At 73.7% G+C, this 21,562-nt stretch carries 19 protein-coding genes; 7 read left to right on the forward strand and 12 right to left on the reverse strand.

Annotated features, from left to right (window positions below; translation table 11 throughout):
- Nucleotides 1-13: 13 nt before the first annotated feature.
- The 5 genes from ABD823_RS01510 to ABD823_RS01530 form a co-directional block, all read right to left on the reverse strand.
- Nucleotides 14-436: a roadblock/LC7 domain-containing protein gene (locus tag ABD823_RS01510; protein ID WP_068921742.1), complete on the reverse strand. Its 423-nt coding sequence runs from the start codon at nucleotides 434-436 to the stop codon at nucleotides 14-16.
- On the reverse strand, nucleotides 433-3,396 hold the full coding sequence (locus tag ABD823_RS01515) for a nitrate- and nitrite sensing domain-containing protein (protein ID WP_344855021.1): 2,964 nt from the start codon (nucleotides 3,394-3,396) through the stop codon (nucleotides 433-435). The genes ABD823_RS01510 and ABD823_RS01515 overlap by 4 nt, the downstream gene beginning before the upstream one ends.
- Nucleotides 3,397-3,617: 221 nt before the next feature.
- Entirely contained in the window at nucleotides 3,618-5,912 is a 2,295-nt protein-coding gene (locus tag ABD823_RS01520; RefSeq protein ID WP_344855023.1) for a [protein-PII] uridylyltransferase, read from the reverse strand.
- A 3-nt stretch (nucleotides 5,913-5,915) separates the two neighbouring features.
- Complete coding sequence (locus ABD823_RS01525) at nucleotides 5,916-6,254, reverse strand: P-II family nitrogen regulator (RefSeq protein WP_344855025.1); 339 nt, start codon at nucleotides 6,252-6,254, stop codon at nucleotides 5,916-5,918.
- Nucleotides 6,251-7,570 (reverse strand): ammonium transporter, encoded by a 1,320-nt coding sequence (locus ABD823_RS01530; protein WP_344855028.1) that lies wholly within the window; start codon nucleotides 7,568-7,570, stop codon nucleotides 6,251-6,253. Before ABD823_RS01530 ends, ABD823_RS01525 begins: the two co-directional genes overlap by 4 nt.
- 370 nt (nucleotides 7,571-7,940) lie before the next feature.
- Between ABD823_RS01530 and ABD823_RS01535 the strand changes: the two genes are divergently transcribed.
- Both ABD823_RS01535 and ABD823_RS01540 read left to right on the forward strand, forming a co-directional pair.
- Nucleotides 7,941-8,399 carry a helix-turn-helix transcriptional regulator gene (locus ABD823_RS01535; RefSeq protein WP_344855030.1) on the forward strand — a complete coding sequence of 153 codons (459 nt, stop codon included), beginning with the start codon at nucleotides 7,941-7,943 and terminating at the stop codon, nucleotides 8,397-8,399.
- 5 nt (nucleotides 8,400-8,404) lie between these two features.
- Nucleotides 8,405-8,815, forward strand: a complete 411-nt coding sequence (locus ABD823_RS01540) for a VOC family protein (protein ID WP_344855032.1) — start codon at nucleotides 8,405-8,407, stop codon at nucleotides 8,813-8,815.
- Nucleotides 8,816-8,842: 27 nt separating this feature from the next.
- On the opposite strand, the gene ABD823_RS01545 is transcribed toward ABD823_RS01540, so the two are convergent.
- Both ABD823_RS01545 and ABD823_RS01550 read right to left on the reverse strand, forming a co-directional pair.
- The gene (locus ABD823_RS01545) at nucleotides 8,843-9,685 is read right to left on the reverse strand and encodes an alpha/beta fold hydrolase (protein WP_344855034.1); all 843 of its coding nucleotides are present in this window, start codon (nucleotides 9,683-9,685) and stop codon (nucleotides 8,843-8,845) included.
- A 91-nt stretch (nucleotides 9,686-9,776) separates the two neighbouring features.
- A complete protein-coding gene (locus tag ABD823_RS01550) occupies nucleotides 9,777-10,655 on the reverse strand; it encodes a helix-turn-helix transcriptional regulator (RefSeq protein WP_344855036.1) in 879 nt (292 codons plus the stop codon).
- Nucleotides 10,656-10,786: 131 nt separating this feature from the next.
- On the opposite strand from ABD823_RS01550, the gene ABD823_RS01555 reads away from it, so the two are divergent.
- Nucleotides 10,787-11,692 (forward strand): oxidoreductase, encoded by a 906-nt coding sequence (locus tag ABD823_RS01555; protein WP_344855038.1) that lies wholly within the window; start codon nucleotides 10,787-10,789, stop codon nucleotides 11,690-11,692.
- 89 nt (nucleotides 11,693-11,781) lie between these two features.
- Here ABD823_RS01555 and ABD823_RS01560 read toward each other — a convergent pair whose 3' ends face one another.
- The 4 genes from ABD823_RS01560 to ABD823_RS01575 all read right to left on the reverse strand — a co-directional run bounded on the left by ABD823_RS01560 (nucleotide 11,782) and on the right by ABD823_RS01575 (nucleotide 16,751).
- A complete protein-coding gene (locus tag ABD823_RS01560) occupies nucleotides 11,782-12,720 on the reverse strand; it encodes a sigma-70 family RNA polymerase sigma factor (RefSeq protein ID WP_344855040.1) in 939 nt (312 codons plus the stop codon).
- Nucleotides 12,721-12,973: 253 nt separating this feature from the next.
- Nucleotides 12,974-14,125, reverse strand: coding sequence for an imidazolonepropionase (gene hutI, locus ABD823_RS01565; protein ID WP_344855042.1), 1,152 nt, complete (start codon nucleotides 14,123-14,125; stop codon nucleotides 12,974-12,976).
- On the reverse strand, nucleotides 14,122-15,480 hold the full coding sequence (locus tag ABD823_RS01570; protein WP_344855044.1) for a formimidoylglutamate deiminase: 1,359 nt from the start codon (nucleotides 15,478-15,480) through the stop codon (nucleotides 14,122-14,124). The genes hutI and ABD823_RS01570 overlap by 4 nt, the downstream gene beginning before the upstream one ends.
- On the reverse strand, nucleotides 15,468-16,751 hold the full coding sequence (locus tag ABD823_RS01575; RefSeq protein ID WP_344855276.1) for an allantoate amidohydrolase: 1,284 nt from the start codon (nucleotides 16,749-16,751) through the stop codon (nucleotides 15,468-15,470). The genes ABD823_RS01570 and ABD823_RS01575 overlap by 13 nt, the downstream gene beginning before the upstream one ends.
- A gap of 261 nt (nucleotides 16,752-17,012) precedes the next feature.
- Between ABD823_RS01575 and ABD823_RS01580 the strand changes: the two genes are divergently transcribed.
- The gene (locus ABD823_RS01580; protein WP_344855047.1) at nucleotides 17,013-18,110 is read left to right on the forward strand and encodes a glycoside hydrolase family 19 protein; all 1,098 of its coding nucleotides are present in this window, start codon (nucleotides 17,013-17,015) and stop codon (nucleotides 18,108-18,110) included.
- A gap of 204 nt (nucleotides 18,111-18,314) precedes the next feature.
- Here the strand turns inward: ABD823_RS01580 and ABD823_RS01585 are convergent, their stop codons facing one another.
- The gene (locus tag ABD823_RS01585) at nucleotides 18,315-19,004 is read right to left on the reverse strand and encodes an SDR family oxidoreductase (RefSeq protein ID WP_344855049.1); all 690 of its coding nucleotides are present in this window, start codon (nucleotides 19,002-19,004) and stop codon (nucleotides 18,315-18,317) included.
- Between the two features lie 84 nt (nucleotides 19,005-19,088).
- Between ABD823_RS01585 and ABD823_RS01590 the strand changes: the two genes are divergently transcribed.
- From ABD823_RS01590 to ABD823_RS01600, 3 genes are all read left to right on the forward strand, one after another.
- Nucleotides 19,089-19,622: a PadR family transcriptional regulator gene (locus tag ABD823_RS01590; protein WP_344855051.1), complete on the forward strand. Its 534-nt coding sequence runs from the start codon at nucleotides 19,089-19,091 to the stop codon at nucleotides 19,620-19,622.
- 140 nt (nucleotides 19,623-19,762) lie between these two features.
- Entirely contained in the window at nucleotides 19,763-20,722 is a 960-nt protein-coding gene (locus tag ABD823_RS01595) for an ATP-binding cassette domain-containing protein (protein WP_344855053.1), read from the forward strand.
- A 21-nt stretch (nucleotides 20,723-20,743) separates the two neighbouring features.
- Nucleotides 20,744-21,496: an ABC transporter permease gene (locus ABD823_RS01600; protein WP_344855055.1), complete on the forward strand. Its 753-nt coding sequence runs from the start codon at nucleotides 20,744-20,746 to the stop codon at nucleotides 21,494-21,496.
- Nucleotides 21,497-21,562: the final 66 nt, after the last annotated feature.

Raw genomic sequence — 21,562 nt, forward strand, 5'->3', positions numbered from 1 at the left:
GTGCATCCGGTCATCAGCGCCCCCGGGAGGACTGCAGCTCGGCCCGGAGCGCCGGGGTGAGCACCTGGCCGGCCCGGTCCACGAGCAGGGTCATCTGGTAGGCCACCAGACCCATGTCGCACTCGGGGGAGGCCAGCACCGCGAGCACGGAACCGTCGCTGATCGCCATGACCAGCAGCAGGCCGCGCTCCATCTCGACCACGGTCTGCGTGACCGCGCCGCCCTCGAACACCCGGGACGCGCCCACGGTCAGGCTGAGCAATCCGGCGGCGACGGCGGCGAGCTGGTCGGCTCGGTCGTCCGGGAACCCCTCGGAGCTGGCGATCCGCAGACCGTCGGCCGACACGACCACCGCGTGCGCGACACCGGGGGTGCCGCGGACGAACTCGGTGATCAGCCAGTCGAACCTGCGGGCCTCATGGCTCAGGGTAGTCACTGGCCCTCCTCCTTTTCCGCCCTGTTCGTGGCGGTGTCCTCATATAGTTCCGCACGGCCCCGCCGCACACCCTGCTGGAAGCTCGACAGCCTGTTGCGCACCCTCTCCGCGGAGATCGGCGGCATCGGCGTCACCGGGGCGCTGGAAGCGGCTCCCGGCACCAGGTTGGCCTTGGGGGTCCGCTTGGGCAGACCCGCGGCGGTGATCCCGCCGAGGCGGGGGTCGCTGGCCGCCTGCGCGGCCTGCCACCCGGCGTCGGCCGGGGTCTGCCAGTTCTCCGGCGCGCGGGCCGGGAGCGTCCGCCGGAGCGGCGTGGCGGACGGGGCCGGGGCCGGGGTCGACGCGGGCACCGCCTCCCGGACCGGCGCGCGGGCCGGCTCGGGACTCGGCAGGCCGGTACCGGAGGCGGGCCCCTCCACGGGGATCTCGGCCTCGATCCGCTGCACCTCGCCGGTCAGGTCGTCGTCCTCGGGGGCCTCGACGGCCTCCGCGGGCTCGGCCGGGTCCACCACCCGGCGGAACCAGGCCGACTCGACGGAGGCGAAGATCGGCAGGTACTCCTCCTGCTCGGGCTCGAGCGGGGAGACGCCGACGGCCGGCATCGAGGCGGTGGCGGGGTCGTCGTGGGACACCTGCCCCCACGCGGAGAAGGAGGGGGTGTCGCCGTTGGCGGAGGCGCCGCCGTTCAGCCCGGCGCCGACCTGGCGCTTGGGCAGCGGAGGCTCGCCGCTCTGCGGTGGGGCGCTCTGCTGCGGAGCGCTCTGCGGCGGAGCGCCGAACAGGCCGGAGGGCTGCCGCTGCGGGAGCGGCTCCTCGGCGGAGGCGGGGCCGAAGGAGGGCGCCGCCGGGGCGGAGGCCTGCCCGAACGACCCCTGGTCCAGGGACGCCTGCCCGAACGAGCCCTGGTCCGCGGAGGCCTGCCCGAACGAGCCCTGTTCGATGGAGGCCTGCCCGAAGGAGTTCTGGTTCAGGGAGGCCTGCGCGAAGGAGTTCTGGCCGAACGGGCTCTGGCCCAAGGACGCCTGGCCGAACGAGCCCTGCGAGGCGAACGACTCCGATCCCCACGACGGGGTCGGGACCTGGACCGCCGACTCGACGATCAGCTCGGGCGGGAAGAGCACCATGGCGATGAGGCCGCCGCTCTCCTGCGGGCGGAGCTGGACCCGGATGCCGTGGCGCAGGGCCAGGCGGCCGACCACGAACAGGCCCATCCGGCGCGACACCGACACGTCCACGACGGGCGGGTCGGCCAGGCGCCGGTTGGTCTCGACGAGCTCCTCCGGGGTCATGCCGATGCCCGCGTCGCTGACCGCGAGCAGCGCGCCGCCGCCCTCGATCATGCTGCTGGAGACGACGACCTGGCTGTTGCGGGGGGAGAACTGGATGGCGTTCTCCACCAGCTCGGCCACCAGGTGGACGATGTCGTTGGCGGCGCTTCCGGCGACCGAGATCGCGCGGTGGACCTTGACCTGGACCCGCTCGTAGTCCTCGACCTCCGACAGGGAGGCGCGCACGACGTCGACGAGCTTGGCCGGCTGGCTCCGGCGCCGGGCCGGCTCGTGGCCGGCGAGGACCAGGAGGTTCTCGGAGTTGCGGCGCATGCGGGTGGCCAGGTGGTCGAGCTTGAACAGGTCGGCCAGGCGGCCGCCGTCCTGCTCGCCCTTCTCCAGGCCGTCGATGAGCGAGATCTGCCGCTCCACCAGGGTCTGGGTCCGCCGGGAGAGGTTGACGAACATCGCGCTGATGTTGGAGCGGAGCTCGGCCTCCTCGGCCGCCAGCCGTACGGCCTGCCGGTGGACCTCGTCGAAGGCCTTGGCGACCTCGCCGATCTCGTCCCTGCTGTCGACGGAGATGGGCTCGACCTCGGGCGTCTGGGTCTCCCCGGAGATCCGGAGCTTGCGCACGACGTCGGGGAGCCGGTTGCCGGCGACGTCCAGCGCCTCGACCCGCAGTCGGCGCAGCGGCTGGACCATCGAGCGGGCGATGAGGACGGTGAGGCCGAGGACCAGCAGGAGCAGGGTCAGGATCAGGGCGGCCGCGATGATCGCGGTGCGCTGCTCGGTGTCCTCCAGCTCCCGGGCCCGGGTGATCACGTCACCCTCGACCTTCTCCTCGACCTTCTTCAGCCGGTTGAGGACCTCGGTGTTGTCCGAGAACCACTGCTTGACCTCGGCCAGGTCGCTCAGCAGGCGGCCGGAGGCGGTGGGCTTGCTGGCGAGCGCGAGCGCCTTGGACTTGGTCAGCTCGGCGCGGTGCACCCGCTCGTCGACCAGCTCGGTGCTGAGCAGCTGGCCGTTCTCCGCACCCGCCTCGATGGCGAACTCGGCCTTGCGCTCCTCCAGCCGGGACCGGGAGGCGATGAACTCCTCGATCTGCTGCGAGGTGACCAGGGAGGGCGCGTAGTAGCCGGCCAGCAGGCGGGCCCGCTGCCGGGAGACCTCCTCCTTGGCGTAGGCGAGGGCGCTGAGACCGCGGGCGTTGCCGACGATCTCCGGGTCCTCGCTGACCAGCGTGAGCTCCTCGTGCAGCTGGAGCAGCGGGTTGATCAGGAAGACGTAGCGCTCGGCCCGCGCGGTTCCGGGCAGTTCGCGGGTGGTGCCGAGGCTCTCGAGCTGGTAGGCGGCGTCCTGAGCGGCCTTGACCGCGCGGGAGCCGTAGGCGTCGTCGATCGCCCGCAGGTCCGCCCGGATCTTCTGCACCAGGCCGTCGACGACCTTCTGCTGCTCGATGAAGCTGCTCTCCAGCCCCTTGTTGCTGGGCTGGAACGCCGACCACGTGCCCCGGTCGCGCTCCAGGCCGAGGGCCTGCGCCAGGTCGCGCAGGCGGCCGGAGTATTCAGCCGCGGAGGCGGTGCGCTGGTGGACGGCGACGCTGTCGACGGAGTCCACCACCCGTGCTCCGGCGAGCACCACGCCCACCGCGGTCGGCACCAGGATCAGTGCCGTGAGGCGCGTCCGCACGCGCCAGTTGCGCAGACCGAATCGAGCGGCAGGCCGCTTACCGCGGTCGCGCACCGATGCGGTCTCGCTATCGGTAGGTCCCGTCGTCACCGCTCTAGTTACCCTTCACCATCACGCCACAAGTGGCCATCATCAGACCACAGACCCACGGGACAGAAGCGACATAACCGGCAAATCGGACTTAATCGTTACAGATGTGACGGGAGACTGATTTGCGATGGTTATCTCAGCGCGCTGAGTACCTGATCCCGCACCTGTGCACACTGGGCCTGGTCCGTCAGGGGACGCCCCGCCCGATCAACCACGTAGAAGACGTCCACCGCCTCTGCGCCGAGAGTCTCCACACGCGCAGCGCGCACGTCAAGACCACATTCACCAAAAGCTCTACCAATCCGCCACAATAGCCCCGGACGGTCATGAGCGCGTACTTCCACGACAGTCGCCGTGAGCGACGCGTCATCCACGAGGGTAACCCGTGGCGGAGCCACCGGAACCCGCGCCGGTCGCAGCGAACGGGTACGGCGGGCCAGACGCTCCTCGATGTCCAGCCGCCCCGCCAGGACGAGCCGCAGGTCGGCCTCCAGTGTCGCGGGGTCGGGCGGCGCGCCGTACTCGGGCACGACTGAGAATTCGATCACAGCCGTGGAGCCCGCCGAGGCCGCCGAGGCGGCGCGGACCACCATCCGGTGCGCGGCGAGCACCCCGGCCGCGCGCCAGAGCAGGCCGGCCCGGTCGGGCGCGACCACGGTGACCGTCCCCCCGTTGATCCGGACCGCTCCCCCGCCGTGCCGGGCCAGGGCCGCCTGCCGGGCCGAGAGCACGGGCGCGGGCCGCGGCGGGGTGCCGGACAGCACCGAGCGCACCCGCCGCACCAGGTCGGCGACCAGCGACGCCTTCCAGGAGTTCCACGCGGCGGGCCCGGTGGCGTTGCCGTCGGCCACGGCCAGCGCGGCGAGCAGTTCCAGGACCTCGCGCGAGCCGACCGCCCCGGCCACCCGGGAGATCGTCACCGGGTCGTCCAGGTCACGCCGGGTCGCGGTCTCCGGCAGCAGCAGGTGGTGGCGGACCACGGTCTCGACGACCTCCACGTCCGCCTGGGGCAGCCCCATCCGGGTGCCGATGTCGCGGGCGACGACCGCGCCGGTGCTGGAGTGGTCGCCCGGGTAGCCCTTGCCGATGTCGTGCAGGAGCGCGCAGATGAGCAGCAGGTCGGGCCGGGAGACCTCCCGGGTGAACGCGGCGGCCCCCGCCGCGGTCTCGATCAGGTGGCGGTCGACGGTGTAGCGGTGCACCGGGTTGCGCTGCGGACGGTGCCGCACCCGCTCCCAGTCGGGGATCAGCCGCACCAGCACCCCCGCCTGGTCCAGCTCCTCCCAGACCGGCACCGCCGCGCGCCCGGCGCCGAGCAGGGCCACCAGCGCGTCGCGCGCCTCGTCCGGCCAGGGAACCGGGAGCGGCTGCGACCGGGCGGCCAGCGCGGCCACGGTCGCCGGGGCGAAGGGCAGGCCGGCCTCGGCGGCGGCCGCGGCCGCGCGCAGCACCAGCACGGGGTCCTCGCGCGGGTCGGCCCCGCGGGCGAGCACGACCTCCCCGCCGTGCTCGACGACGCCGTCGGCGAGCGGGCGGCGGCCGCGCGGCGCGGGGCCCGACAGCAGCCGGTCCACGGTGCGCCAGGTGGCGTCGAAAGCGTGGGTGATCACCCTGCCCGCCTCGGCGAGCCTGCGCATGAGCGCCTCGGCGTCGAGCAGGCCGAGCATCCCGGCGACCGCGTCCTGCTCCTGGAGGACCAGCCGGTCGGTGCCGCGCGCCGTCACCAGGTGCAGCCCGTGCCGGACGTCGAGCAGGAGCTCGTAGGCCTCGCGGACCCGGGGGCCCGGGGCCGAGGCGACCCAGGCGGCGGCCACGGCCTGCATCGCCTGCACGTCGCGGAGCCCGCCGTGCGCGTCGCGCAGGTCGGGTTCGAGCAGGAACGCCAGCTCGCCGCAGGCCTCCGCCCGGCGGTCCGCGGCCTCGCGCAGCTCGCCCAGGCGGCGCCGGGAGTCGGCCCGCCACTCGGCGAGCACGATCTCGCGGGCCGCCCGCGTCAGCTCGGGGTCGCCGGCCACGTGCCGGGCCTGGATCAGCCCGAGCACCGCCTTGAGGTCCTCGCGGGCGACCTCGGCCGCCTCGTCCACCGTCCGGACCGAGTGGTCGAGGGCGATCCCGGAGTCCCAGATCGGGTACCAGACGCGGTCGGCGACCCGGCCGATGTCCTCGCGCCCGTCGTGCAGCAGGACCAGGTCGAGGTCGCTGCCGGGGGCCGGCTCCGAGCGACCCAGGCTCCCCACCGCGACGAGCGCGACCCCGCCGAGGGGGCCGCGCTCGTCACCGTCCCTGATGTCCCGGATGTCCGGGCCCTTCCCGGGACGCCCGTACGGCGTGCCGCAGGCGGTCCGGAGCAGGTCCGTCAGCCAGCGGTCGACGTCCGCGGCCCGCTCCCTGCGGGCCGCGGCGTACGAGCGGGTGTCTCCTCTCACCGGCTAGAGCGCCTCGGGTCCGCGCTCGCCGGTCCGGACACGGACCACGGTGTCCACCGGCACCGACCAGACCTTGCCGTCGCCGATCTTGCCGGTCTGCGCGGCCTTGACGACGACGTCGATCACGTCCTCGGCGTCGTCCTCCTCGGCGAGCACCTCCAGCCGGACCTTGGGCACCAGGTCCACCTGGTACTCGGCGCCCCGGTAGACCTCGGTGTGGCCGCGCTGCCGGCCGTACCCGCTGGCCTCGCTGACCGTCATGCCCTTGATGCCGAACTGCTCTAGGGCGGCCTTGACGTCGTCGAGCTTGAAGGGCTTGATGACCGCGGTGATGAGCCTCATGCCTCCACCTTCTTACCTGCCGGGACCGCCGCCGGGCCGTTGGGGGACGCCACACCGGAGGCGTGGACGGTGCCGAGGTCGTAGCCGGTCTCGGCGTGGGTGGTGATGTCGATGCCCGTGACCTCGTCCTCCGGGGAGACCCGGAAGCCCATGGTCGCGTCGACGGCCTTGGCGATGATCCACGAGACGACGAAGGAGTAGGCGCCGACCGCGACCGGCCCGAGGACCTGGACCCCGAGCTGGGAGATCGGGCCGCCGTAGAACAGGCCCTGCTGCTGCCCGTCGGCGAAGGGGTAGGCCGCGACGAAGCCCAGCGCCACCGCGCCGACGACGCCGCCGACCATGTGCACGCCGACCACGTCGAGGGAGTCGTCGTAGCCCAGCCTGTACTTCAGGCCGACCGCGTAGGCGCAGGCCGTACCGGCCAGCGCGCCGATCAGGAACGCCGCCCAGGGGTCGACGAAGCCGCAGGCCGGGGTGATGGCGACCAGGCCGGACACCGCGCCGGAGGCGACGCCGAGGGTGGTGGAGTGGCCGTCGCGGAGCTTCTCCACGAGGATCCAGGCGCCGGCGGCCACCGCGGTGGCGATCTGGGTGTTCATGAACGCCAGGCCGGTGGTGCCGTCCACGGCGAGCTCCGAGCCGGCGTTGAAGCCGAACCAGCCGAACCAGAGCAGGCCGGCGCCGAGCAGGACCAGCGTCAGGTTGTGCGGCCGCATCGGGTCCTTGCGCCAGCCGACGCGCTTGCCGACCACCAGCGCCACCGCCAGCGCCGCGGCGCCGGCGTTGATGTGCACGACCGTGCCTCCGGCGAAGTCCTCGATGCCGAGGTTGCTCAGCCAGCCGCCGCCCCACACCCAGTGGGCCACGGGGAAGTAGACGACGGTCGCCCAGACGATCGCGAAGACGACCCAGGCGCCGAACTTGACCCGGTCGGCGAGCGCCCCGCTGATCAGCGCGACGGTGATGATCGCGAAGGTCATCTGGAAGACCGAGAAGACGAGGCTGGGCATGCCCGTCCCGTCGTCCTTGGTCGCCGTGTCGACGAGCCCGCTCAGTCCGAGGTTGTCGAGTCCGCCGATCAGCTTGTTGACGATCCCGCCGCCGTCACCGGCGGTGTCGAAGGCCAGCGAGTGGCCGTAGAGGACCCAGGCGACCGTCACCACGATGATGCTCACCCACGACATCATCATCATGTTGAGAACGCTCTTGGCCCTGGTCATGCCCCCGTAGAAGAACGCGAGACCCGGGGTCATGAGCAGGACGAGTGCGGCGCTCATGAGCATCCAGGCAGTGGAGCCGGCATCGATCTTCATCCGATGCGACCCTCCTTCCGATTGGCGTGTGCCGGTTGTGCGGTCGCAGTGGGCGCTTCCAGGGCTTCGTCGACCGGCCGCGCACTGACGCTTCTGATCCGGGAGAGGACGCCCCCGCACGGCTCCGCCCGCCCGTGTCCCACGGCCCGGCGGGGTTCCGGCTCGGCTCCCCTTCCGCTCGCCACAGCGTGTTCTCCCGCGGTTTCGGGGCACGACCGCGCGTGTTTCGCATCTGTGAAACCCGGCCGCGCGGTGTTTCGGCGCTGTTTCGGTCTGCTCACGCGCAGGCGGGACACGGCCCGCGATCACCCGCGGGTCCGGCCCCGGCCGCCGGTGCGCGGCCGCCGCGCCCGGGCCGCGGCGTGGGAGGATGGCACCCGTGGCAGGCAGGCGCACGGAGGAGCAGCGGTCGCGCGACATCGCCGTCATCCGCAGGGTCCGTGACCGGATCGACCGCGAGTACGCCAAGCCGCTGAACCTGGAGGCGCTGGCCCGCGGGGCGCACATGTCGGTCGGGCACCTGAGCAGGGAGTTCCGCCGCGTCTACGGCGAGTCGCCGTACTCGTACCTGATGACCCGCAGGATCGAACGGGCCATGACGTTGCTGCGCCGCGGCGACCTCAGCGTCACCGAGGTCTGCTTCGCGGTGGGCTCGTCCTCGCTGGGCACGTTCAGCACGAGGTTCACCGAACTGGTCGGCGTGCCGCCGAGCGTCTACCGCCGCGACCACTCCCGGGCGGCGGCGGGCATCCCGCCGTGCCTGGCCAAGCAGGTGACCAGACCGGTCAGGAATCAAGAAGCACGCGCCCCGCGGCCGCGCCTAGCGTGAGGGGCATGAACCTCACCATCCACCACGCCTTCCTCCCGCACACCGACCCCGAGGCCGCCCTGGCCTTCTACCGCGACGTCCTCGGATTCGAGGTCCGCGGCGACGTCGGCTACGAGGACATGCGCTGGATCACCGTCGGGCCGGCCGGGCAGCCCGGGACCTCCATCGTGCTGCACCCGCCGGCCGCCGACCCCGGCGTCACCGAGGACGAGCGCCGCACCGTCCTCGATCTGATCGCCAAGGGCACCTACACCGCGATCACCCTGGCCGCCGACGACCTCGACGGAGTCTTCCAGCGCTTGGAGGCCGCCGGCGCGGACGTGGTCCAGGAGCCCACCGACCAGGACTACGGGGTCCGCGACTGCGCCTTCCGCGACCCGGCCGGCAACCTCATCCGCATCAACCAGCTCCGCTGAGCGGGGCCACGCGGCGCCCGCCGTCCTCTATCCGAGCGTGAGCATCGCCTCGGCGACCTCGCTGACCGCCGCATCGGGGATCGCGGTGGCGGCCTCCTCCAGGACCAGCAGCCGCGCCTCGGGGATCTCGCGGGCGATCGCCTCGCCGTTGCCGACGGGGAAGAACCGGTTGCGGCGGCCGTGGACGACGAGCGCGGGGATCCCGATCTCGGGCAGGCGCTCGCGCCAGCGAGGTCTGCAGTCGAGCCGGGAAAACACCATGCCCATCTGGTTGGCCGTCTGGACCGGGGGTGCGGTGCCGGGCGTGCGGTCCCAGACGCGCGCAGCGATTGCGCGCGCGGCGACGGGGTCGTCGCCGAGGATCTCCGCGCCGGTGGCGGCGAACTCCGCAACCGCCTCGCGGTCGGTCCAGTCCGGCATCGGGCGCGCGAACAGCCGGCTCATCGTCGCCTGGTCATGGTCGGGGAGGTCGCCGTCGGGCGGGCCGGGGGCGACCGCGCGGGTGCCGACCAGGGTGAGCGCCGAGAACGCGCCCGGATGGTCGAGCACGGCCACCTGGGCGACCATCCCGCCGACGCCGATCCCCGCGAGGTGCGCGGGCCCCCCGCCGAGCGCGTCGACGAGGGCCGCCGCGTCGGCGGCGAGGTCGCGCAGGGTGTAGGCGGGCGCCTCCGGATCCGCCGTCGTCGACTCCCCGCTGTCGCGCAGGTCGTAGCGCACCGCACGGCGCCCGCCGACGGCGAGGTGCTCGCAGAGCGCGTCGGGCCAGGAGAGCATCGTCGGCCCGCCCGCGAGCAGGACGAGCGGCGCGTCGTCGTCACCGAACGACTCGATGCCCAAGGCGATCCCGTTGGCGTTGACAGTGGTCATCGGATCTCCGGAAGACGTCGTGGGTCGGGTGCGTCGCGGCCGGGGCCGAGATCACGGTCCATGGCCGGAGTACCGGCCGCCTGACGAAGCACTACCGGGAGGAGCGCTTGTCGGGCAGCGCCGATCGGGTCGCGTGCAGCGACGCCAGGAGCTGCAGCCGGTCCGCGTCGGCGCTGCCCGGCTCGGCGGTGAAGACCAGCATGACCGGGCCGGGGCCGCCGGGCAGCGGATAGGTGTCCCAGTCCAGGACGATGTCGCCGACCTCGGGGACCCGGAAGGTCTTGGTGCCGCTGACCGACGCGCGTACGTCGTGCCTGGCCCACAGCCGCCGGAACTCGGCGCTGCGGATGCTCAGCTCACCGACGATCGCGGTGGCGCGCGGATGGGCGGGGTCGGTGGCGACGGCGGCGCGCATCATGCCGATGTAGTCCAGGGCCTGCCGCTCCCAGTCCGGGCAGCTCCGCTCGCCGGTCAGCGCGTCGTCGAACATCAGCAGGAGCATGTTGAGCCGGTGGGGCGGGTGCGCGTCCGGAGCACCGAGCAGCGCCTCCGCCATCGGATTCCAGTCGAGCAGGTCGAGGTGCCGGCCGAGCACGACCGCCGGGGTGTCCATCACCCGCAGCAGCCGCCGTGTGCCGTCCGGCACGCTTTCCGGGCCCCGGTCCACCCGGACGGGTGCCGGCCGGCGGGCGGCGCGGGCCAGGGCGAACAGGTGCCGGCGTTCCCCGTCGTCGAGGCCGAGCGCCCCGGCGAGCGCGTCCAGGACGTCGTCGGACGGGCGAACCTGCCGGCCCTGCTCCATCCGCTGGTAGTAGTCGGTGCTCAGCCCCGCCAGCAGGGCCAGCTCCTCGCGCCGCAGCCCGGTGACCTTGCGCCGGCCGCCCGGCTCCAGGCCGACGTCGTGCGGACGCAGCCTGCCGCGCCGGGCCCGCAGGAAATCTCCGAGCTCACGGGCGTACGGATTGCTCATGCCGCAAGTGTGCCGCCTGGCCGGGTGCCCATGGTAGGTCCCGCAGTCCTAGGCGACCGGGAACGACCGAACCGGCCCGCGTTGCTCCTAGCGTCGTCGGTCCACCGTACCGATACCCGCAGGAGCAGCAGATGACCGGATGGACCGCCGACCGCATCCCCGACCAGCACGGCCGGATCGCCGTCGTGACCGGCGCGAACTCGGGCCTCGGCCTGATCACCGCGACCGAGCTGGCCCGCCGCGGCGCCCGTGTCGTGCTCGCCGTCCGCGACACCGCCGCCGGCGAGGAGGCCGCCCGCCGGATCGGCGGCGACGTCGAGGTGCGCGAGCTGGACCTGGCCCGCCTCGATTCGGTACGCGCGTTCGCCGCGCAGCTGGCCGCCGACCACCCGGCGATCGATCTGCTGGTCAACAACGCCGGCGTCGTGTCGCTCGGCCCGCGCCGCACCACCGCCGACGGTTTCGAGCTGCATCTCGGCACCAACATGCTGGGGCACTTCGCGCTGACCGGCCTGCTGCTCGGCACGCTGGCCGCGGCGGGGCGATCCCGGGTGGTCAGTCTCAGCTCGATCACCCACAAGAACGCGCACCTCGACTTCGACGACCTGATGTTCGAACGTGGCTACCGGGCCGCTGCCGCCTACGGCCGGTCCAAGCTCGCCACCACGGTCTTCGGCGTCGAGCTGGGCCGCCGCCTGCGCGCCGCCGGATCGCCGATCGTCAGCACGCTGGCCCACCCCGGTCTCACCCGCACCAACCTGACTCCGCGCGCCTGGGAGCACCGCGGCCGGTTCGGGCAGGTGATCGCGCGGCTCGGCCTGCTGGTCACCCAGTCGGTGGAGCAGGGCGCGCTGCCGCAGTTGCGCGCCGCGACCGAGCCCGGTGTGCGGGGAGGCCGGTTCTTCGGGCCGTCCAGGCTCTGGGAGACGCGGGGGCCGGTCACCGAGGCCCGGCTCAGCCGGGAGGCGGCCGATCCGGCCGTCGGCGAGCGGCTCTGGGCGGCGGCCGAGGACCTGACCGGCGTCGGCTACCTGTGAACCCCGCGGTCACCGGCCGGTCGGCGGCGATCCGCGTGGGAGGACCCGGCCGGGCGGGGAGGCCGGCCGGGTCACCGTACGCGGGAAGGTCAGGCGGCGGCGGCCATCTTGCGCAGGCGGGCCAGGGCGTCGCGCTCGATGCGGCGGGCGCGGTCGCGGCCGATGCCGTAGCGCTCGCCGACCTCGGTGAGCGTGTGCTCGCGCCCGTCGACCAGCCCGTAACGCCAGCGGAGCATCTCTCTGGTCTGCCCCTCCAGGCCGGTCAGCCACTCCTCCAGGCGCTCGCGCTCCAGGATGTCCAGGGCCTGCTGCTCGGGGTCCGCCCACGTCTCGTCGGCGATCATGTCGCCGAGCTCGGTCTCGTCCTCGTCTCCCACGCCGAGCTGGAGCGAGACCGGGTCGGACGCCCAGCGGCGCAGTTCGCGCACCCGCTCGATCGGCAGCTCCAGCACCTCGGCCAGGTCGGCGTCCGTCGGCTCGGCGTCGAACTCGGCGAGCATGTCGCGGCGGACCCGCATCAGCCGGGTCATCTGCTCGCCGGCGTGGGTGGGCAGGCGGACGGGACGGGCCTGCTCGTGGATCGCACGCCCCACGGACTGGCGGATCCACCAGGTGGCGTAGGTGGAGAACTTGTAACCGCGCCGGTAGTCGAACTTCTCCACCGCGCGGACCAGTCCCAGGTTCCCCTCCTGCACCAGGTCGATCAGCGGCATCCCCCGGCCGGAGTATTTGCGCGCGACCGCCACCACGAGACGTAGGTTGGCCTGGATGAACTCGTCCTTGGCCCGCTGCCCGGAGATCGCTATCCGTTCGAGCTCCTCGTCGGAGGCGTCCCCGACCCGCGGCTCCGTCAGCCCGCTGTCCAGCAACTGCTCCGCGAAGAGGCCCGCTTCGATCCGCTTGGCGAGCTCGACCTCCTCCTCCGCCGTCAGCAGGGGGACCCGGCCGATCTCAGCCAGGTAGGTCCCCAGCAGGTCACGCTCCGAGACGTGCTGCTCCTGCGTCCGATTCCCCGTCGGCCTTGCCATCCGATGGCACCTCGCTCCGCCTGTCATGGCGTGCCCGCCCGCTCGTTCGCACACCCCGTGCGCACGGACACGTCGCTTGTCTGACCAACGCTTGGATCAGGGCAAAGATTCCCTAAAGAGCTACGCCCGGAGAACGGTTTCACTTTCCTCCTCAAGGAGGATGCCCTCCGGGCGCGGCGACACGAGCAGTGCGGGTTACCCCGGCCGGCGCCGCCCAAACGGCGCCGCCGGAAGCCTCCTGGCCGGGGGCCGGTCAGACGACGCGGCGCCCCTGTCTCCAGACCTGGAGCACCAGGGGGACCCCCGGCCGGTAGGCGAGGTGGACGTAGGACGGCGCGTCGAGGATCACCAGGTCGGCGCGGGCCCCGGGGGTGAGCGTGCCGACGTCGGTGCGGCGCAGGGCCGCCGCTCCGCCGCGCGTGGCGGCCCGGACCGCCTCCAGCGGCGTCATGCCCATCTCGCGTACGGCCAGCGCCACGCAGAACGGCATGGACGAGGTGAAGGAGGAGCCCGGGTTGCAGTCGGTGGCCAGGGCGACGGTCACCCCGGCCTTCAGCAGCCGGCGCGCGTCCGGGTACGGCGAGCGGGTGGAGAACTCCGCCCCGGGCAGCAGCGTGGCGACCACCCCGGCCGAGGCGAGCGCGTCGACGTCGGCGTCGGACAGGTGGGTGCAGTGGTCGGCGGAGGCGGCGCCCAGCTCGGCGGCGAGCATCGCGCCCGGCCCGTGGCCGAGCTGGTTGGCGTGCACCCGCGGCAGCAGCCCGGCCTTCACCCCGGCGGTCAGGATCTCCCGGCTCTGGTCGGCGTCGAAGGCGCCGCGCTCGCAGAAGACGTCCACCCACCGCGCGTGCGGGGCGCAGGCCCGGAGCATCTCGCCGGTCACGGTGCGGACGTAGTCGTCGGCGGAGGCGGCCTCCGCGGGCACGACGTGCGCGCCCAGGAACGTCGTCTCCTCGGTGAACCCCCGGGCCACCTCCAGGCAGCGCCGCTCGTCCTCCACGGTGAGCCCGTAGCCGCTCTTGATCTCCACGGTGGTGGTGCCCTGGGCGAGCATCTCCGCCACCAGGGCGGCGGTCCGCGCGGCGAGCTCGGCCACGGTGGCGGCGCGGGTGGCCTCCACCGTGGTGCGGATGCCGCCGGCGGTGTAGCGCTCCCCCGACATCCGGGCGGTGAACTCGGCGGTGCGGTCCCCGGCGAAGACCAGGTGGGCGTGGCTGTCGACGAACCCGGGGATCACGCAGCGGCCGCCGGCGTCCACCCGCTCGTCCGCGCCGGGGTCGTCACCCGCCCGGCCGGTCCACGCGACCCGGCCGTCCTCGACGACCAGCGCGGCGCCGGGGATCTCCTCCCTGGCGGGGTCGCCGGTGTAGAGCAGGCCGATCCGGTCGAAGAGCGTGCTGGTCACACCGCCGCCCCTCGGACCTCGCCGATGGCCGTCTCCAGCAGCGCGCCCACGTCGCCGAGGACGTGGCGGCCCTCGGCGACCACCTGGCGGCCGCCGGAGACCACCGAGTGCACGTCGGCGGCGGTGGCGGCGAAGACCACCGCCTCGGCGGCCCCGGCGGCGCCCGCGCCGGCCGTGCGGACCGAGTCGAGCCGGACCGAGACCAGGTCGGCCCAGGCCCCCGGGCAGAGCGTGCCGGCGTCGGGGAAGCCCAGCGAGGCGTGCCCGGCGGCGGTGGCGGCCGTCAGCAGCTCGGCGGCCCGCCAGTGGCCGCGCCGCTCACTGGCCAGCCGCTCGTCCAGCTCGACCGCGCGGGCCTCCTCGAACAGGTCGACGACCGCGTGGCTGTCGGAGCCGAGCGTGATCGCCGAGCCCGCGTCGTGCATCGCCCGGGCCGGGCCGATGCCGTCGGCCAGGTCCCGTTCGGTCGTCGGGCACATGCACACGTACGTGGTGGACTGGCCGAGCAGCGCGATGTCCGCCTCGGTGACGTGCGTGGCGTGCACGGCGGTGGTGCGCGGGCCGAGCACGCCGTGCTCGTGCAGCACCTGGACGGGCGTGGCGGAGTACATCTCCACGCAGGCGGTGTTCTCGGCCCGCTGCTCGGAGACGTGGACGTGCAGCGGGACCCCGTGCTGGTGGGAGAAGGCCGCGACCGCGCGCATGTGCTCGGGCGGGACGGCGCGGACCGAGTGCACGGCCGCGCCGATCTCCACGTCCGGCGCGCCGGCGTAGGCGGCGCGCAGGGCCTCGGCGCGCGCGGCCCACCGCTCGGCGTCGCCGTCGGCGAACCGGTGCTGCACGCCGTCCAGCGCGACGCCCATCCCGCCGCTCAGGTAGCACGAGTCCAGCAGCGCGATCCGGAGCCCGGCCTCGCGCGCCGCCGCGACGAGCGCGTGCCCCATGGCGTTGGGGTCGTCGTACGGCGTGCCGTCCGGAGCGTGGTGCAGGTAGTGGAACTCCCCGACGCAGGTGACGCCGGCCAGCGCCATCTCGGCGTAGACGGCCGTGGCCAGCCGGAGGTAGGAGTCGGGGTCCAGGGTCCGGGCCAGGCCGTACATCCGGTCGCGCCAGGTCCAGAAGCTGCCCCGCTCGGCCTGCGTCACCCCGCGCAGCGCGCGGTGGAAGGCGTGGGAGTGGGCGTTGGCCAGGCCCGGGAGGGTGAGGCCGCGCAGCCGGACCGCTCCCGGCGGCGGCTCGGTCACCCCGGGGGCGACCTCCGTGATCCGCGGGCCGGCGACCGTGACGACGACGCCCGCGGCGACCTCCCCGGGCGGCAGCCAGGCCAGCTCGCACCAGTAGCTCAGCTCCGACACAGCTCCTCCAAGGTGGCGGCGAGGGCGAGGACGCCCAGGTGGCAGTCGGACGCCTCCGCGTGTTCTTCCGGAGAATGTGAGATGCCCGTTGGATTGCGCACGAACACCATCGCGCCGGGAACCCCCGCGGCCGCGAGGATCCCGGCGTCGTGCCCGGCTCCGGTGGGCAGCACGGGGACGGGACCGGCCGCACCCGCCCGCTCGCCGTCCGCGCCGCCCGCGGTCTCCGCACCCGCCGTCCCCGCGCCCGCCACCCCCGCGCCCGCCACCTCCGCGCCCGCCGCGGGGCGGGCGAGCGCGGCCCCGATGACCGCGGCCAGGCGGTCCCGGAGCACGGCGTCGAAGTCCACGGCGGGCGTCCACGACTCCTCCGTCACCTCGGCCCCGGAGAACTCCGCCAACTCGGCGACCAGGGCGCGGACCGCGTCCTCGGATCCGCCGCGGGCGTCCAGCCAGGCGGTGACCAGCCCGGGGACGGCGTTGGCGTTGCCGGGCCAGACGCGCAGCTTGCCGAAGGTGGCGACCACGCCGCCGCGCCGGGCGGCCTCGCGGGCGTGCAGCGCGGTCCGGGCGAAGGGCAGCATGGGGTCGTCGCGGTCCGCCAGGCGGGTGGTGCCCGCGTGGTCGGCGCGGCCGCGGAAGCCGAACCGCCAGCGGCCGTGCGGCCAGATCGTGCTCGCGACGCCGACCGGCGAGCCGGTGTGGACGAGCCCGCGGCCCTGCTCGACGTGGAGTTCGACGAAGGCGGCGACGTGGCCGAGGGTCTCGTCGTCCCGGCCGAGGGCGCCGGGGTCGCGCCCGGCCCGGCGGAGCACCTCGGCGAGGGAGGAGCCCTCGTCGTCGGTGAGGCCGCGGGCCCGGTCGGGGTCGAGGGCCCCGGTCAGCAGCCGGGAGCCGACGCACGGCACGCCGAAGCGCGCGCCCTCCTCGTCGGTGAAGCAGGCGATCCCCAGCGGCCGCGCGGGCGCGAAGCCCCGGCGGTCGAGCAGGTCGAGGGCGGCGAAGGCGGAGACGATCCCGAGGGGGCCGTCGAAGGCGCCGCCCTGCCGCACCGAGTCGAGATGGCTGCCGGTGACCACGCCAGGCCGCCGCGAGGGGTCGCCCCGCCAGGCCCAGAGGTTGCCGTTGCGGTCCTGGTGCAGGTCGAGGCCGCGGCGGGCGGCCTCCTGCCGGAACCACTCCCGCAGCTCCAGGTCGGCGGCCGACCACGCGTCGCGCAGGTAGCCGCCGGTCCGGCCGTCGCGTCCGAGGTGCTCGATGGCACCCCACATCTCGTCGAACACCCTCCCATTATGTGAATGAAGTCATTCAATGGCGAGAGGGGCGAGCGATATGCCGACCGAAAGGATCACTTAAGGCGGCGTTAAGGCGGGATCTGCCAGCATGCCGGGCACACGGGCTTCCTTCTCCGGCCCGTCCGGCGGAACGCCGCGGTGCGGCGCGCGGGCGGTCCGGCCCTCCAACCGTCGAACGTGTACGGCCGCGCGGCCGTACGGAACACGTGCGGCCATGCCGCACCGAGGAGTGATCAGGTGTCGAGACAGCGCATCATGTCGTCTCTCGCGGCCGCGGCGGCCGCGGGCGCGCTGACGGTCGTCCTGCCGGCGTCCCCCGCCGCCGCCGCGGACTGCGCGGCCGCGTGGAACTCCGCCGCGGCCTACCACGGCGGTGCGACCGTCTCCTACAAGGGGCGCAACTGGACCGCCAAGTGGTGGACCCAGAACGAGACCCCGGGCGGCTCCTCCGGGGTCTGGGCCGACAAGGGGACCTGCGGCGGCGGCACGTCGACGCCGTCCCAGCCGCCCGCGTCCGGCTCGTGCAACCACCCGGACTGGGTGGCCGGCCGGTCCTACGCCGCCGGTGACGTCGTCAGGTACACCGACGGGAAGCTGTACAGGGCCGAGCACGCCAACCCGGGCTACGACCCGGTCATCAGCACGTGGTACTGGGAGCCCTACACCTGCGGCGGCTCCAGCCCCGCCCCCACGACGCCCGCCCCGTCGAACCCGTCGGGCTTCGTCGTCAGCGAGGCTCAGTTCAACCAGATGTTCCCGAGCCGGAACCCCTTCTACACCTACAAGGGCCTGGTCGACGCGCTGAGCGCCTACCCGGCCTTCGCCAGGACCGGCGGCGACACGGTGAAGAAGCAGGAGGCGGCGGCCTTCCTGGCCAACATCAACCACGAGACCGGCGGCCTGGTGCACGTGGTCGAGCAGAACACCGCGAACTACTCGCACTACTGCGACCGGAGCCAGCCCTACGGCTGCCCGGCCGGCCAGTCGGCGTACTACGGCCGCGGCCCGATCCAGCTGAGCTGGAACTTCAACTACAAGGCGGCCGGCGACGCGCTCGGCATCAACCTGCTGAACAACCCGAACCTGGTGCAGACCGACCCGGCGGTGGCCTGGAAGACCGCCATCTGGTACTGGATGACCCAGAACGGCCCCGGCACGATGACCGGGCACAGCGCCATGGTCAACGGGCGCGGCTTCGGTGAGACGATCCGCAGCATCAACGGCAGCCTGGAGTGCGGCGGCCGCAACCCCGCCCAGGTGCAGAGCCGGATCAACGCCTACCAGAAGTTCACCCAGATCCTCGGGGTGGCTCCGGGCGGCAACCTGAGCTGCTGAGCCTCCCCCGGCCCGGCCGCGCGGGGCCTCGCGCGGCCGGGCGCGGAGGGCACGGAGGGCACGGAGGGCGGGGTGCGGCGCGGCCGCGCCCCGCCCTCCGCCGCGTCCGGGCGCGAGCGCGCCTTCCCGCCGGACCCCCGGGGCGAGCCTTCCGGCCGGTCCGGCCGGCGGGGCCCCGTCCTCCGCCGCGCCCCGGGCGGCGTCTCAGTTGGCGGGACCGGCCGACGGCCGGACGGTGATCTCCGTGACGTGCGCGTCCGGGGAGGCCGTCACCGCCGCCAGCACGGCGCGGGCCACCGAGTCCGCCCGCAGGTACTTCTCCGGCTGGTAGTCGCCCTTCTCCTGGGCCCGGACCCCGCGCTGCATGTCGGTGTCCACCCGCCCCGGGTAGACCGTGGTCACCCTCAGGCCCGGCTCCTCCAGGCGGAGCGCGTCGGCGAAGGCCCGCAGCGCGAACTTGCTGGCGGCGTACGACGCCCAGTTCGGGTTGGCCCGCTGCCCGGCGCCGGAGTTGACCAGCACGACGTGGCCGCCCGCGGCGCGCAGCGCGGGCAGCAGCAGCCGGGTCAGCTCCGCGACCGCGACCACGTTGACCTCCAGGGTGCGCCGCCACACCTCGGCCGGCGTCTCCCCGATCCGCCCCAGCGTCACCACGCCGGCGCTGTGCACCAGCACGTCGAGCCGGTCGATCCCGGCGACGTCGGCCTCGGTGACGGCGGTCAGCTCCACCGGCCAGGGCCGGGCGGCGCCCGGCAGCTCCGCCCGCATGCCCTCCAGCGCGTCGCGGTCGCGGCCGCCGAGCAGCAGGTCGTGGGTGGGTGCCAGGGCGCGGGCCACGGCGGCCCCCACCCCCCGGGACGCTCCGGTGATCAACGCGGTCGGTCGTTCTGACATGCCGCCCAGCCTATGGCCCCCTTCTCCGCCGTCCGGAGGCGCCCGCGGTTGACGACCTATACAAATTTGAGTATAAATTTGAGCATGTCCTCCTCCACGCGCGTCCTCCTCCTCGGTGTGCTCCTCGACGGCCCGCTCCACGGCTACGAGGTACGGCGCCGCCTGGAGACCTGGGGCGCCGACAAATGGGCCAGCGTGGCCTACGGCTCGATCTACCACGGGCTCGGCAGGATGGCCGACGAGGGCCTGCTGCGCCGGGTGGAGGAGGGCCGGGGCGGCAAGACCGTCTACGAGATCACCGAGGCCGGCCGGGCGGAGTTCGCGCTGCTGCTGATGAACCACTGGTGGGAGATCAAGCCCATCGTGGACCCCTTCCAGGTGGCCCTGACCTTCATGAACCGGCTCTCCCCCGCCGACCTCACCGCGGCGATGAAGGGCCGGGCGGTGCAGTTGCGGGCCTCGGTCGGGATGCTGGACCGGGCGATCGCGGCCAAGCGCGCCCACGACGCCCCCCGCCACGTCGACGAGACCCTGCGGCTCAACGCCGCCCAGCTCCAGGCGCAGCTCGACTGGATCGAAGAGGCCCTGGAGAGGGTCGCCAGGGGCGAGCTCCCCTGAGCGGAGCCCTCCGGAACGGGCCGGACCGCCCTGCGCCGCACGACCGCCCCGGGCCCCGGCGGGGCCTGCGGGCGGAAAACCGTTTGCGCCTCCCCCGGGGGGAGGCCCCATGCTCGGCATCCCTCACGAACGGAGACCAAATGATCATCGAAGCGCACGACCTGCGCAAGACCTTCGTCGCCAGGCGGGGACGCGGCAAGGCCGAGGAGGTCGAGGCCGTTCGGGGCATCGACCTGTCCGTCGGCGAGGGCGAGATCTTCGCCTGCCTCGGCCCGAACGGCGCGGGCAAGACCACCACGGTCCGCATGCTGGCCACCTTCACCGTCCCCACCTCGGGCACCGCGAAGGTGGCCGGGTACGACGTGGTGAAGCAGGCCGCCAAGGTCCGGGAGAACATCGGCTACGTCGGGCAGAACGGCGGGGTCGACGAGAACGCCCCGGGCCGCGTGAGCCTGGTCATGGCCGGGCGCATCGCCGGGCTCTCCCGCGCGCGGGCCGCGGCCCGCGCGGACGAGCTGATGGCCGCCTTCAGCCTGACCGAGATCGCCGACCGGCCGGTGAAGACGCTCTCCGGCGGCCAGAAGCGCCGCTTCAGCCTGGCCATCGGCCTGGTGAACCGGCCGCCGCTGGTCTTCCTGGACGAGCCCACCACCGGCCTCGACCCGCAGAACCGCGCCAACCTCTGGGACGAGATCCGCGCCCTGCGCGAGCAGGGCACCAGCGTCCTGCTGACCACCCACTACCTGGACGAGGCCGACGCGCTCTGCGACCGGCTGGTCATCGTCGACCACGGCAAGGTCGTCGCCGAGGGCACCCCCGCGGCGCTCAAGAAGGAGATCGCCGGGGACGTCGTCACGCTCCGGCTCGACGACCCGGCCACGGGCCGCGCGCTGCTGGACGCCCAGCCGTACATCGCGGAGACGCAGGCGGAGGGCGAGAGCCTGCGCGCCTACCTCGACGACGGCGAGCACAACCTGCCGGCGCTGCTGCGCGCCCTGGAGGGCGCCGGCCTGGCCATCCGCTCCATCTCCCTGGAGCGGGCCACCCTCGACGACGTCTTCCTGAAGCACACCGGCCGCTCGCTGCGCGACGCCGCCTGACCGAGAGGAACGACCCTCCCGATGAGATTCCGACACACCATGCTGTTCCTGGGCCACGAGCTCGGGATCCTGCGCCGCAACCCGGTCTGGCCGCTGTTCGGCATCATGCAGCCCATCCTCTACCTGCTGCTGTTCGCCCCGCTGCTGACCAGCATCACCCCGAACGGGACCCTGGAGGAGGCGCTGGTCATGTTCACCCCGGCCGCGCTGGTGATGATCGCCCTGTTCGGCACGATGTTCTCCGGGTTCGGCATGATCAACGAGACCCGCAACGGGGTGCTGGAGCGGCTCGCGGTCAGCCAGGCGTGGCGGCCCGCGATCGTCCTCGGCCGGGTGGCCAAGGACGTGATCATGCTGGTCCTCCAGTCGCTGATCATCCTGGGCGTGGCCGCGCTGATGGGCCTGCGGGTCGGCCTGCCCGCGGTCGGCCTGGTGCTGCTGCTCATGGCCGCGGCCGGCCTGTTCGCGGCCAACCTCTCGTACGGCCTGGCGCTGGCGGTGCGCGACGAGAACGGCATGTCGCAGATCGTGCAGTTCTTCCTGGTCCCGCTGATGCTGCTGTCCGGTCTGATGCTGCCGATCTCGGTCGCCCCCGACTGGATGCAGGCCGTGGCGAGGTTCAACCCGCTCTACTACGCGGTCGAGGCGGGCCGCGCCCTGTTCGCCGGTGACTTCTCCGACGGCACCGTCCCGGTCGCCTTCGGCCTCTTCCTGGCGCTGAGCGTGCTCACCCTGACCTGGTCGCTCCGCTCGCTGCGGAAGCTGGCCGGGTAGGCGCGGACGGCGGAGCCGTACCGGCCCTCGGCGCCCCGCCGTCCCCGCCGCCGGCGGTGGGGACGG

Source organism: Planomonospora alba, assembly GCF_039534085.1.
Taxonomy (GTDB): domain Bacteria; phylum Actinomycetota; class Actinomycetes; order Streptosporangiales; family Streptosporangiaceae; genus Planomonospora_B; species Planomonospora_B alba.